The sequence below is a fragment of the Methylorubrum zatmanii genome (assembly GCF_014845115.1).
Lineage (GTDB): Bacteria > Pseudomonadota > Alphaproteobacteria > Rhizobiales > Beijerinckiaceae > Methylobacterium > Methylobacterium zatmanii.
In genome coordinates, this window is record NZ_NKUI01000157.1 from 1 (window position 1) to 12,463 (window position 12,463).

Annotated in this window: 14 protein-coding genes and 1 pseudogene; 6 read left to right on the forward strand and 9 right to left on the reverse strand. The window is 69.8% G+C overall.

Annotated features, from left to right (window positions below; all coding sequences use genetic code 11):
• Both MZTS_RS18520 and MZTS_RS25005 read right to left on the reverse strand, forming a co-directional pair.
• Positions 1-1,044: pseudogene (locus tag MZTS_RS18520) on the reverse strand (IS110 family RNA-guided transposase); the annotation flags it as partial.
• Between the two features lie 123 nt (positions 1,045-1,167).
• Positions 1,168-1,365 (reverse strand): hypothetical protein, encoded by a 198-nt coding sequence (locus tag MZTS_RS25005; RefSeq protein ID WP_210329359.1) that lies wholly within the window; start codon positions 1,363-1,365, stop codon positions 1,168-1,170.
• A 224-nt stretch (positions 1,366-1,589) separates the two neighbouring features.
• Between MZTS_RS25005 and MZTS_RS18525 the strand changes: the two genes are divergently transcribed.
• Positions 1,590-1,808 carry a hypothetical protein gene (locus MZTS_RS18525; RefSeq protein WP_192284972.1) on the forward strand — a complete coding sequence of 73 codons (219 nt, stop codon included), beginning with the start codon at positions 1,590-1,592 and terminating at the stop codon, positions 1,806-1,808.
• 552 nt (positions 1,809-2,360) lie between these two features.
• Here MZTS_RS18525 and MZTS_RS18530 read toward each other — a convergent pair.
• From MZTS_RS18530 to MZTS_RS18540, 3 genes are all read right to left on the reverse strand, one after another.
• Complete coding sequence (locus MZTS_RS18530) at positions 2,361-3,128, reverse strand: hypothetical protein (RefSeq protein WP_192284964.1); 768 nt, start codon at positions 3,126-3,128, stop codon at positions 2,361-2,363.
• Between the two features lie 110 nt (positions 3,129-3,238).
• Positions 3,239-3,490 (reverse strand): hypothetical protein, encoded by a 252-nt coding sequence (locus tag MZTS_RS18535; RefSeq protein ID WP_192284965.1) that lies wholly within the window; start codon positions 3,488-3,490, stop codon positions 3,239-3,241.
• Between the two features lie 513 nt (positions 3,491-4,003).
• Positions 4,004-4,144 (reverse strand): hypothetical protein, encoded by a 141-nt coding sequence (locus MZTS_RS18540; RefSeq protein WP_192284966.1) that lies wholly within the window; start codon positions 4,142-4,144, stop codon positions 4,004-4,006.
• Positions 4,145-4,416: 272 nt separating this feature from the next.
• Here MZTS_RS18540 and MZTS_RS18545 point away from each other — a divergent pair, with 272 nt between their 5' ends.
• From MZTS_RS18545 to MZTS_RS18555, 3 genes are all read left to right on the forward strand, one after another.
• Positions 4,417-5,283, forward strand: coding sequence for a MipA/OmpV family protein (locus tag MZTS_RS18545; protein ID WP_192284967.1), 867 nt, complete (start codon positions 4,417-4,419; stop codon positions 5,281-5,283).
• Between the two features lie 521 nt (positions 5,284-5,804).
• On the forward strand, positions 5,805-6,980 hold the full coding sequence (locus MZTS_RS18550; RefSeq protein WP_246482175.1) for an SDR family oxidoreductase: 1,176 nt from the start codon (positions 5,805-5,807) through the stop codon (positions 6,978-6,980).
• A gap of 91 nt (positions 6,981-7,071) precedes the next feature.
• A complete protein-coding gene (locus tag MZTS_RS18555; protein ID WP_009865898.1) occupies positions 7,072-7,314 on the forward strand; it encodes a DUF4142 domain-containing protein in 243 nt (80 codons plus the stop codon).
• 393 nt (positions 7,315-7,707) lie between these two features.
• Here the strand turns inward: MZTS_RS18555 and MZTS_RS18560 are convergent, their stop codons facing one another.
• From MZTS_RS18560 to MZTS_RS18575, 4 genes are all read right to left on the reverse strand, one after another.
• Positions 7,708-8,496 carry a TetR/AcrR family transcriptional regulator gene (locus MZTS_RS18560; RefSeq protein ID WP_192284968.1) on the reverse strand — a complete coding sequence of 263 codons (789 nt, stop codon included), beginning with the start codon at positions 8,494-8,496 and terminating at the stop codon, positions 7,708-7,710.
• 70 nt (positions 8,497-8,566) lie between these two features.
• Positions 8,567-9,427, reverse strand: coding sequence for a pyrroline-5-carboxylate reductase (proC, locus tag MZTS_RS18565; RefSeq protein ID WP_192284969.1), 861 nt, complete (start codon positions 9,425-9,427; stop codon positions 8,567-8,569).
• 42 nt (positions 9,428-9,469) lie between these two features.
• A complete protein-coding gene (locus MZTS_RS18570; protein ID WP_192284970.1) occupies positions 9,470-9,976 on the reverse strand; it encodes a type III secretion system chaperone family protein in 507 nt (168 codons plus the stop codon).
• Positions 9,977-10,291: 315 nt separating this feature from the next.
• Positions 10,292-10,573, reverse strand: coding sequence for an accessory factor UbiK family protein (locus MZTS_RS18575; protein ID WP_009865546.1), 282 nt, complete (start codon positions 10,571-10,573; stop codon positions 10,292-10,294).
• A gap of 215 nt (positions 10,574-10,788) precedes the next feature.
• On the opposite strand from MZTS_RS18575, the gene MZTS_RS18580 reads away from it, so the two are divergent.
• Together MZTS_RS18580 and MZTS_RS18585 are read left to right on the forward strand one after the other, a co-directional pair.
• Positions 10,789-11,511 carry a response regulator gene (locus tag MZTS_RS18580; RefSeq protein ID WP_009865547.1) on the forward strand — a complete coding sequence of 241 codons (723 nt, stop codon included), beginning with the start codon at positions 10,789-10,791 and terminating at the stop codon, positions 11,509-11,511.
• Positions 11,508-12,463, forward strand: a 956-nt coding sequence (locus MZTS_RS18585; protein ID WP_192284971.1) for a histidine kinase dimerization/phospho-acceptor domain-containing protein, incomplete at its 3' end; no start/stop codon positions are given. The genes MZTS_RS18580 and MZTS_RS18585, both read left to right, overlap by 4 nt.

The window sequence follows — 12,463 nt, forward strand, 5'->3', positions numbered from 1 at the left end:
ACGCGGCTGTCGTGGCTGGCGCCTCGACCGCGCCGAAGCGGAAGGTCGTGCGGTCTCCCCACATCCGGTGCATCACCACCGCCATCTTGCGCGCCAGCGCCACCGTCGCGCGCTTGTTGCCCTGGCGCTGCGCCACCTTCGTGGCCCAAGCCTTCAGCCCGGACCACTTCTTCACCCGGTGCAGCATCACGTGCGCCGCCTCGAACAGCGCCGCCCGCGCCTCGGTATCGCCCGTCTTCGTGATCCGCCCGTTGCGGTCCACCTCCCCGGACTGATGCTTGCGCGGCACCATGCCGAGGATCGCCCCGACCGAGCGCGACTTGACGAAGCGGGCTAGGTCCTCGATGGCCGCGATGAAGGTCAGACCCACCACCGCACCGACGCCCGGCACCGTCATCAGGCGGCGACAGACCGCGTGCTCGCGGGCGAACTCCAGCACCATGCGGTTGAAGTCGGTCGAACGAGAGCAGCATCGCCGAGTGCGCCTGCAACAACACGTCGAGGATGGCGGCGACGCGCGGGAGGTCGGCCGTCAGTTCGCGCACCCGCTCGGAAAACGTCCGCCACTTGGCCGTGCCGAGCTTGATCCCGAACAAATGCAGTGAACCGCAGATCTGGTTTTCCACGTCGCCGATCTTCAGCACCAGCGTCTTGCGGCTGGTGAGCAGTGTGCGCAGCTCCATTGTGCGGCGTGCCTTCACATGGACCTGCCGGAACCAGCCGGTGCGGAGCATCTGAGCAAGGCCGCGCGTCGTTGCGGTCGGTCTTATGGGTCATCGCGACCATTGCCGCGCGGGCGTGCCGCGCGGCCATGCACACGACGTTAGGCACACCGAGTTCGGTCATCTCCTCGCAGAGCCAGCCTGCGAGCGCTCCGGTCTCCAGGCCGACGCGGGTGAGCGGTAGGCCGAGAGCGCCGAGCCATGTTGCCAGTGCCTCCGGCTCGCTCGCGACTTTGGCCTCGCGGAGGATCTTGCCCTCCTCATCGACGACGCACACCGAGGTCTCGGCCAACGAGACATCGAGACCGGCATAGTAGCGCATAACCCTGCTCCCGGATGATCGGTCGCGGGCGTCCTCGCCGGCAGACCAGGTTACACCATCGAGCAGCTTGCCACGATCCGCGAGGCGGGGACGGCTGGCGAAGGCCCGATTACCCGATCTGCGTTAAAACAGGGATTTGGAGCCAGGCCGCTGCTTCCTGGCCCTGCGCTTGCGCTTCGGCTTCGTTCCCATAGCCGCCCTCGTCATTTCGGCGAGTCCCGCCCGCTGCTGGCGGCGTACGGCGTTGACGGCATGGCCCATCCACCACCCCGCGGCGCGCTTCGCCGTCGAGAACCACAGGCTCATCATGGAATTCTTCATGCCGGCCTCCCGGAAGGGAACGAAGACCTGCGGGCATGGTTCGACCGCTGCGGTCGGTTTCCCGGCTTGAGCACCCGCCCTTCCCGGCAGGGCGCGCTGTCGGGGACGATCCTTTCCCCGCTCCGCCCGCGAAAAGAGAAATCCGCCCCGTCAGGGAACCTTGGCAGGAAAATGACACCTATCCCCTCCGCCTGGGACGGCCTTACGCTCCCAAGGAGAGGATGATGAAGAAGACCACGCTCGCCCTAGCTGTTCTGCTCGGCGGCTTCACCTTCGCGTCCGGCAACGCGTCGGCCGCCCCGATCACCCCCGCCGGTCTCCAGGCCGAAACCGGCGTCACGCCGGTGCACATGACGGGGCGCGAGCGCATGATGATGCGCCGGCACATGATGCGGAAGCGGATGATGCATCGTCATCACCGCAGCATGCGTCACCGGATGTGATGCGGCAGTCCCGCTAAGCTGGGAGGGTCACCGCGCGCCCCTCCCGTCCGGCCGGCATCCGACCCCCGCCGAACCTTTCGGAACGACGGGGTCGTTTCATACCAAATTCGTTTGATCCCTTCGGGATGGCGGATTTGGGCTTCGCTCAAACCCCGCGCGGGCTGGCCGATCCGGTGACCGCTTGGATCCGAGCGGAAACCGGATCAACCGGCGCCGTATCCGCCCCTCGCATTGTCGGAAGAGCGATCCGGCGATTGCCGGTCATATCCCCCCGTCTGCGGACCGGGCCTTTCCCCTTCCACCGATGCAGGCGCGGTCGGTCCGGCCTCCGGCACCTCTTCCGTCCGCTCCTCGCGCCCGTCGCCTTGGCCGGTTGGCCGAGCGCCCGGCGCGTCCCCGTTCGCCTTCCTGTCCGACATCGTCATCCTCTCTGGCTTCGTCCAAGCAAAAGAAGCCAGCGCCACGAAAAGTTTCCCGCCTGGAACCGCCATGGGCCGTCGATCCCTTCGGCTCCCGACGGGCTCAGGCTCGGGTGCCGTGCGCTCCCCAGGATCACGGTGCTTCCTGGCGGCGCTTGACACTCAGTTCGGACGCGCGCCGATACCAGATCCGCGATTTCTGCGGGTCGCCCTTGCTCTTCAGACCGAGGGGTTTGAGGTAAGCCGTGTCGTAACTCTTGGCCATGCCGACGGCCCCGAGGATCTCACCGTCGCGATACGCTTCCTCGTAGAGGTAGCGCGCGATCGTGTACTGGCCGCGCCTGAGATAGAGATCGGCCCGGTCGATGGTATTCCCGTGATGCGGGGCGGCCTCGGTGGAGAGCCGGCCCCCGTCGCGCAGACTGGCGGCGGGCGTATCCGCGATGCTGGCCGTGGTCTCGGTCCGGTCCGCAGGCTGCGGCAGGTTCGCGCCGGGGGAGGGCTCCGTCCGCGAAAGGGCCTCGGCTGGCGCAGCGCCGGACGATGGGGAAGTGGCTTGAGCGCGGTCTTGTGAAGTCGCCGGAGAGGCAGCGTGCGCCGAGGACGGCAGATCGAGCCGCCTCCATTGCGCGACGAGATCCCGTTCACGCTCGATCCTGTCCGACAGGCTCATCTGCCGGTCCGGCTGGTGCGCCGCGACGGCAGCGCCGTCCCGTCTGGATGCCTGCCCGTAATCCCCCGTCATCGCCAGCAAAGATCCGACGCCGATCATGGCGATGATGAGTGTGAGCGAGACGATCCGCCGGCGACGTCGGGATGCGCGCCGCGGCGCATCCTCTGCGATGAAGTTCTGCGGCGCCGACAGAGCGGATACAGGCGAAGGCGGCCTCAGCACGAGCATCCTCCAAGCAGTCTCTTACAACATCCGTTCTCATCTCGGCACGAACAATTCGAATTAATCAAAATACGATACTCGCAACAAATCGCCCATGATACTGAAAGGACAAAAGATCATTTCATACTGGCATCGTCGAAAGTGACGGCGCAGCGCCGCGCGATCCCGCCACCGGGCTCCGGAACCTGAACCGCGGTGCCACCCCGCGCCCGGCAGGCGGTCGCCTCGCGGTCCGATGGAGGCGGGGCATCAGCCGCCAGGACGCTCCGGGCCGCGTCGCCGGCCGCTCGGGTGGCGGCGGCGACCTGCCCGACGAGCGAGGCGGGGAAGGTGTCGTCGTAACGATGCAGTCCGAGGAGGCCGATCACGACGGCCAATGCTCCGAACAGCAGGGCGGGCGACGGTATCCGCGCGGGGACCGGCCGGGCCACCGCACAATGCGGGCAGCACCGGGCATCGCCGAGGATCGGCTGCCTGCACCGTCTGCATCTCAGGAGATCGTGAGCCATCCGGCCCTCCTCCGCATGGGGCCGGCGGACCGGAACGCCGCGCCCGGAATTCGGGACAGCCTGCGACGGGACGATCGTCGGTTCGGTGGCACCGGGGCTTGGCCCGGCACCCGGCCCGAAACGGGAAGATCGGCTTCAACATGTGTGTCGCTCGATTGTGATGACGGGACGTCGTTCACCGAACCCGTGGTTTCGAAGCGTCCCTCAACGAAGCGAAAAACAAGTCGATCCACCGACCAGCACCACGATACTGAGCAATCTCACACTCCGACACGCCGACATTCGGGACTAATCCGATTGTGCGAAGCTCGTTTCATTCTTCAATTCGCCGAACATTCGGCAATGGTCCAGCCGCCTCTTGGAAGCGGGTGTTCAGAGCATCGGCTCGAAAGCTGGTCTCGCCTTCCGGTAGGCCGGACTGATCTTCACCAGGGTGGTCCCGCCCCACTCGAGGGGCCGCTGACGGCGGCGAAGCAGCCGGGCCCCGATCCGGTAGTGCAGCAGGCTCTGCACGATGAGGACGATCCGGTTGCGGGCGTATTGGACGGTGCAGAGGAGGGCCGGCGCGCCGACGGCGGAGTGCCCTTTATCTGAATGCTCAAGCTCGAATGCTGCAACGGACCCGTCTGCATCCAGTACGGCGACGGCCCTCGGAGGGGCGGCGGCCGATAACCGATCATTCACGAGAACGGGCGGTGCTCTCCGGGCGAGGGCGAAACATGGCCGCTTTCGTGCTACCGGCCGTCCGGGGATCGGCGTCGCCGACGTTTCTGGAGAACTCAGCGGTGAGCCGTCGCAGGCAGCGGCCGGGCGTGACCCCGGACAGGCGCTCTCTGCGGGCGCGCACGATCCGAAAGACGGGCTTGGCGGGGCTCGCAGCCGCGCTCCTCGTCGCCCCACCCTCCCGCGCCGACGATCTGTCCGTCCTGTTCGCACCCGGCACCGTGATCTCCGTCGGCGGCTTCGCCGGCGGAGGGCCCCGCTTTCAGGGCGCTCGCGAATTCGGGCTCTGGGCCATGCCCTATGCCTCGTTCCGCAAGGCCGACGAGCCGCGGGAATGGTTCTCGCCCGACGATGCGGTCGATGCCACCCTCCTCGGCGAGCGCCCGCTCCTGATCGGCGCCGTGCTCGACTTCCGCAACGGCCGCGGCGCCTCCGACGACCGCCGCCTCGCGGGACTGCCGCGCCTGCCCAACACGGTCGGCCTCGGCCTGTTCGTCGAGGCTTGGCCCATCGACGACACGCTGCGGCTGCGGGCGGAGGTCACCCAGGGCGTCCGCGCCCATGACGGAATCGTGGCCAAGCTCGCCGCCGACCTCGTCGGCCGCTACGGACGCTTCACCCTGAGCGGCGGCCCCCGCTTCGTCCTCGGCGACACCGCGGCGATGCGGCTCGATTTCGACGTGCCCGCCGCCTCCGCTGCCGTGAACCCGTTCTTCGCGCCCTACCGCGCCAGCGGCGGTCCCCGCTCCGTCGGCGCGACGGTGGCCCTCGGCTACGATTGGTCGGAGGCGTGGCAGACGGTCGGCTATGTCCGCTACGACCGCCTGATCGCCTCCGCCGCAGCGAGCCCCATCGTCCGTCGCCTCGGCACCAGCGACGGCGTGACGGTGGCCATCGGCGCCATCTACAGCTTCCAGCCGACGCCCTGACCGGGCAGGGCGCCCCGATGCGGCCCGGCCCCAATCGCGACGACATCCGCTCCGGGGAATCCGCTCCGGCGAGGATGCTGCGCGGCCGAGCCTGCGCGCGCCACCTCGAAGCAAGGGGAAAGGCGTCTGCCAGGATGGCGGACGCGAGCAGGCGCTGATCCCCCCTCCGGGGGCAGGCCTCGATGCGAGTTCGTGGGGCGAGTTCGTGGGGCGAGTGTGAGCGACGCCCTCCAGAGCGCTGCCGCTCCGGATCGGGCAGGGCCGGCCGGATGGCCCCGACGAAGCCCCGTCGCGACGAGAACGAGAACTTTTCTGCTTCATCAAGCCTGGGGTTGCACAAGGCAGCCCTACATCGGCGCGTGACGTGCGCCCGCTCACGCCGCTGCCGGCGCGATCATCACTTTGTGATCTCTCTGTTGCAAAACAGCAACGCTTTATTTTAATCCCGCATTATGCCGTTTTCGGACGGATTATTTCCAAAAGTTACTGGCTATGCCTCATCCTCAAAGGGGGAGGCAGACTTGGCACGCATTCTGTTGACGGGCGCCACCGGTCTCATCGGCGGCGCGGTGCTTCATCACGTTCTCGACCGGGACGACGGCACAACCTGGGTCTGCCTCGTGCGCTGCGCCAATGTCGAGCAGGGGCGCCAGCGCATCGCTCAGCGCCTCGCCCGCTTCACCGACGCCTTCACGGCCCAGCGCCTGGCTCGCCAGGTCGAGATCGTGCCCGGCGACTTCACCTGCGCCGACCGGGACATGGATCCGCGGCTCGACAACTGCACCCATGTCCTGCATCTGGCCGCGGACACCTCCTGGTGGGGCGACGAACGGGTCTACCGGACCAATCACGACGGCACCCTCGCCCTGGCGCGCCGCGCCCAGGCCATGCCGAGCCTGCAGCGCTTTCTGCATGTCGGAACGGCAATGATCTGCGGCGCCGACGCCCCGAGCCTCGTCACGGAGACCGCCTATCCTGCGGCGGAGGCCCGCCACATCGTCGCCTATACGGTGTCGAAGGCGGCGACCGAGCTCTCCCTCGCCGAGCACTTCCCGGATCTGCCCGTCGTCGTCGCCCGGCCCTCGATCGTCGTCGGCCATGCAAGCCTCGGCGCCGCTCCGAGTTCCAGCATCCTCTGGGTGCTGCGCGCGGCGGATGCCCTGCGCATGCTGCCCTGCGCACCCGAGAGCCATGTCGACATCGTCCCGGCCGATTGGGTCGCGCGGACGCTGGTCGACCTCCTGATGAAGCCGGACCTCAAGCACAGCCTCTATCACCTCTCGGCGGGCGAGCACGGCCGCACCTCCTGGGCCGACGTGATCGCCGCCTTCGAGAAGGCCGAGCCGAGCGACGGCGTGCGCCGCTTCCGACGCTTCGATCTCGCCCGGGACCGCGCTGCCCTGCGCAAGCGGTTCGCCGAGGTGTTCGGCCTCGACGGTTCGCTCAAGCAGGCGATGCTGCGCGCCACGCGGGCCTACTACGCCTTCTGCGCCCTCGATCTCACCTTCACCAACACGCGCCTCCTCGACGAAGGCTTCGCGCCAGCGCCCTCGCTGCCCGACTATCTGCCAGTCTGTCTCGCCAATTCCGGCGAGATCGTCGAGCAATTCGCCGACGACATCGAGATGTTCACGACGCTGCCCGCCCGCGTCCCGGCCTCGGCCGAGGACGGCCTTGTTATGGCCGCGACGGCCTGAGGCCGGGGCCGGCAGAGCCCTTCCACGCTCCCCGCCCGTGCAGGTGGCGGGGGCGTGGCCACCGTCGGCGCGCCGACCGGCCTGACCACAGATGAGCAAAGGGCTCGAGATCCTGTCGCAGCTCTCCGGGACGGCAGGCGGCCCCGCATACGACGCGATGTTCGTCAACGCATCGCTCCAGGGCCACCAGGAGGCGGACCAGATCCACGGCTCCGACGCGCAGGCGGGCGGCGACCCGGCCCTGCGCCGCGCCGCGGCGGGTGCGATGCCGCGGATCAGGCCGCACCTTTCGCAACTCGCGCAGATGCAGGCGGCGATGGACGGTCGCGGCTGAAACAGCTTCCAGCGGGTGAACCGGCGGACAGGGTCGATCTCGGGCCCCGCCCGCCGCCAGAGCGGCGCCTTGATCGAGAGAAACCCGCGCGGAACCTACCCTTCGACTCGCCGTTCTCAGCATAGATGAACGGTGGGGCACATTTCCATGAACAGCGATGCGATCAAGAGCCGAGACGAGGCCCTGGCTCTTCTTGAGGCGGACCTCATCACGGTCCACGATTTCATGACACTGTGCGACCTGAACGGCTGGGATCGATAGCAATTATCCCGGAGGCGCAGAAGCGGCGCGCCACGACTTCTTGCAAAATTGCGGCGCAGAGCCCCTGCACCTCGCGAGACATCCCGGTGAAGCCAGTCGGCACCATGCCGGCCGGCTTTCCTTTGTCCGATGTCAGATCGCCGCGGCCGGGTCGCGCTCCTCCGCCTCGCCGTCGCGCGGCTCGGTCCGGTCGCGGCGCGGGCGGCGCTCCAACAGGGCTCGGCCGAGGGCGCGCAGGGGCGCCGTGAGGCGGCGGGCGTCGTCGGCGCGCTCCATGATCGTCTCGCCGCGGCGGATCTCGCGGTCGAGCTTGGCCATGGTGCGGGCCAGGGCCGGGTCGTCGTCGTCGAGCCACACCTCGACCGTGCGGCTGAAGGCGATCACGGTGCCCTGGATCTTGAGCCGCCCGAGCGGCCCCTCCGTGTCGATGCCGGCGGCGGCCAGCATGTAGCGGTGGGAGTTGAGGGCGACCCCGTTGAGCGCCAGCATCGAGAGCGGGTCGCCCCGCAGGGCGAAGGCGATGCGGCGCAGGGCCGGCTTGTAGGGCGTCATCGCGTCGAGGCGGCGCATCAGCACGTCGAACAGGCGCTCGCGGGCCGGCTCCTCGGCGAGGTCGCTGGTATCGGCCTCCAGCACCGCCCGGTCGATGATCCGCGACAGCCCGCCGAGCACCGCCCCCTTCGAGGGAAACAGGTCGCGCAGCTCCGCAAGGCTCAGACCGGCCTCGCGGGCGATGTCGCCGACCTCGATGTCGTTCCAGGGCTGCTCGGCGGCGAGCCGCATCAGCGCCTCGACCGCCGCCTCGCGGGGGTTCGGCTTGCCTGAGTGAGACTTGCCTGCTTGGGACTCGGCAGAGTCAGGCTTGCCAGATGTCGAGGAACCGGACGTGCCGCCGGTTGTCGGCTCGGGGGCCGTGTCCATGATCCGTGCTCCGTGTTCGGGTCCGGTCTCATGTAAGGCGCGAAGCCGCCGGCTTGAAGCGGTCCGCCGGTCAGCCGGACAATTCGCCCGCCCGGCGCCGCGCCGCCGCGACGGCTTCCGTCATCAGGGCGGGAAGGCCACCCTCGCGCATCAGCACGGCCAAAGCCGCGGCGGTGGTGCCGCCCGGCGAGGTCACGTCCCGGCGCAATTGTCCCGCCTCGCGCGGATCGGCGTCGAGCAGGGCGCCGGCTCCGGCGACGGTGGCGCGGGCGAGCTGCGCCGACAGGTCGCGCGGCAGGCCCGCCGCGACGCCCGCCTCGGCCAGGGCTTCGGCGAGCAGGAAGACATAGGCCGGCCCCGAGCCCGAGACCGCCGTCACCGCATCGATCAGCCCCTCGTCGTCGAGCCAGGCGACGAGACCGGAACTGGCGAGCAGCGCCTCCGCGCCGGCCCGCGCGTCGGGCCCGACCTCGGGGCTGCCCACGGCGCCGGTGGCGCCCCGGCCGATGCTGGCGGGCAGGTTGGGCATCACCCGCACCAGCGCCCGCGCCCCGGGCAGGCGACGCTTCAGGTCGGCCAGGGTCTTTCCGGCGAGGATCGAGAGCACGAGGGTGTCCGGGCCGATCCAGGCCCCGAGGGCCGCTGCCGCCTCATCGAGAACCTGCGGCTTGATGCCGAGCACCAGGGCCCCGGCCGGGGCTGCGTCCGTCGGGTTGAGGCGCAGGCCGCGCTCGGCACAGAGCAGGGCGATTTCGGGCGAGGGCTGCGGATCGACGACCGTCACCGCCCCGGGGTCGAGCCCGTCGGCGAGCCAGCCCCGCAGCAGGGCCGAGCCCATCTTGCCGGCCCCGATCAGCACCAGGGGAGTGGGAAAGGAGGCCGCCCGGTCACGGCCGGGCGATTCGGAGGCGGGGGCGTGGTCGCGCGTCATGCGCCCTCGATCCCATCCCGGGCGCGCCGGATCAAGGGCGGCTCACGCCTCGCCCTCGGTCTCGAACAGAACCGCGTCGAGGGATTCGCGGGCATCCTTGCCGGCCCAGAGCACGAACTGGAAGGCTTGGTAGTAGCGCTCGCAGGCATCGGTGGCGGTCTTCATCATCATCGCGCATTGCCCCTGCGTCGGCGCGACCCCGTCTGTGAGCAGCAGCGCGTGGCGGAACATCACCACGCTGTCCGACGACCACAGGTCGAAATGGCCGATCCAGAGCTGCTCGTTGACCAGGGAGACGAGGCGCAGGATCTCGGCCCGGCGCCGCTCCGGCACCTTCAGGTCGAAGGCGGCGGCCACGTGCAGCGCCTCGACCTCCTCGATCCAGGTGAAGGCGACCTGATACTCGGCCCAGCGGCCCGAGACGGAGACGGACATCTCGTCTGTCTCGACACGGTCGAAGATCCAGTCCCGCAGCGAGGCGAGACGCTCGACGACGTCGAGCGGGTGCTCCGGCCGGTCGGTGTCTTCGATGAGGTTGAGCTGGGTCATGGCGATCCAAGTTGTCGACCCGGTCGATGCGATCGATCGGGCCGGCGGGCAAAGCAGGGCCGTGACGGGAATCGAGGCGACCCCCGTCGATCTCCGTCCTGCGGAGGGGTTCAATCCAGATTTCACGATCCCGGGGTCCGGTTCCACCTTTCCGCCGGGGCGAATCAACGTCGAAACGTTTATAGCCCGCGCCCCCCGCGGGCTTCAAAGCGTCGTCCCGGCATCAGCGGTGGGCAACGCGGCTATCCACCGCTGCTTCCTGTGCAAAGAAATCCGGATTCGTCTTCCCTCTTGGGATCCTCTTGGGATGGAGCCTCACACCGATTCCGTGCTGCCGGCGCCGCCCGGCTCGGCGCCGAGCCGGGCCTCCAGGGCGGTGACCCGCGCGGCCAGGGCATCGTTCTGGCTGCGCAGGGCCGCGACGAGGTCGCGCAGCACGTCCACCTCCTCGCGGGTCGCGACGTCCATGTCGCGGATCAGGCGCTCCACCTGTCCCTTGAACATCGTCTCGGCCTCGCGGCGCACGCCCTGGGCCGCCCCGGCGGCATCGGTGAACAGGCGGGCGACGTCGTCGAAAAGGCGGTTCGAGCTCTGCATGGGGGTTCTCCTCCCGCGCCCGGACCGGTCGAGCACGTTCCCCCGACATAGGAATCGGCGCGCAGCAGGGCAATCGAGCAGGCCATCGCGGGCATCCTGCCGCACGGGATTGTTGCCGCAGATGTCGAAGCGGGCCCCGGAAACCCCTCGTTACAATCCAGGGCGCCGCCCATGCTTCCGGGAGAGCGCCGGGCGGGCGTAAGACGGTTTCTGCCATGACCACGAATCTGCCGACGCCCCATATCCTCGTCGTCGAGGACGACCGCGAGATCAGCGCGCTCGTCGCGCGCTACCTGCGCGCCAACGATTGCCGGGTGAGCTTGGCGGGGGACGGGCGCGAGATGGACCGGGTGCTGGCCGACGCACGGGTCGACCTCATCGTCCTCGACCTGATGCTGCCCGGTGAGGACGGCCTCAGCCTGTGCCGGCGCCTGCGCGCCGGCTCGCAGGTGCCGATCCTGATGCTGACGGCGAAATCGGAGGAGATCGACCGGATCGTCGGCCTGGAGATCGGCGCCGACGATTATCTCGGCAAGCCGTTCAACCCGCGCGAATTGCTGGCGCGCATCCGGGCGATCCTGCGGCGCAAGGGCTCCGAGCCGCAGGACGGGGAGGGGACGCGCCGCTTCCACTTCATGGGCTGGACCCTCGATGTCGGCCTGCGGCAGGTGCTGAGCCCGGAGGGCGCCCGCATCTCGATCACGGGGGCCGAGTTCGACCTGTTGCACGCCCTGTGCCTGCGGCCGGGCCGGGTGCTCTCCCGCGACCAGCTCCTCGACCTGACCCAGGGCCGGGCGGCGGGCCCGTTCGAGCGCAGCATCGACGTGCTGGTCTCCCGCATCCGCCAGAAGATCGAGCGCGACCCGCGCAACCCCGAGATCATCCGCACGATCCGCTCGGGTGGCTATCTGTTCGCGCCGGAGATCGGGCGGTCATGAACGGGGCAGCGGAGGGAACGGCGGCAAGGGGGGCGGCAAGGGCAGCAACAGAGGCGGCGAACCGCCCGGCCCGGCGCCTGCCCTGGCTGCGTCTCCCCTGGCCGCGCCCGCGCAAGGCCGCCAGGCAGATCGCGCTCCTCGTCGTCGCGGCCCTGCTCGCCGCCCACGTGCTCGCGACGATCGCGGTGCTGGCCCTGCGCGAGCCGTGGCGGCCGGACGAGCGGCCCGGCGTCGCCGCGACCCGGCTCTCCACCGTGGCCCGCCTGCTCGACGCCGCCGCCCCGGAGGAGCGCGAGGGGCTGATCCGGGCGGCGGCCCGCAGCCTGCCGACCCTGCGCATCGCCCCCTGGGACGGCACCGCGCCGCCGGCCGAAGTGGGCGAGGCGGGCGAATCGGAGGAGGTCGAGCACCATCCCCTGGTCGAGCGCCTGCGCGACGGCTTCGGCCGGGCGCTGCCGGTCACCGATCTGGCGCCCCGGCACGACCGGGAGCAGACCGGGATCCTGCAGATCGGCATTACCACCCCGGCGGGGGCGCGGCTGCGGGCGGTCCTGCCCGACGACCACCCACGCCCGCCGGCGCAGGGCGCCATCGTCTTCACCTTCGTGTTCCTGGGGCTCAGCCTCACCCTGCTGTCGTTCTGGGCGACGCGGGCCCTCACCGCGCCGCTGGCCGGCCTCGCGGCGGCGGCGGAGGCCTTCGGCACCGCCGAGGAGCCGCCGCCCCTGCCGAAGCGCGGGCCGGAGGAGGTGCTGGCGCTCGCCCGCGCCCTCGACCGGATGCGCGCCCGCGTGCTGCGCCTGCTCGACGACCGCACGCAGATGCTCGCCGCGATCAGCCACGACCTGCGCACCCCGATCACCCGCCTGCGGCTGCGCGCCGAATTCATCGAGGACGACCGCGCCCGGGAGATGACCCTGCGCGACCTCGACCAGAGCTATGCGGGAGATTG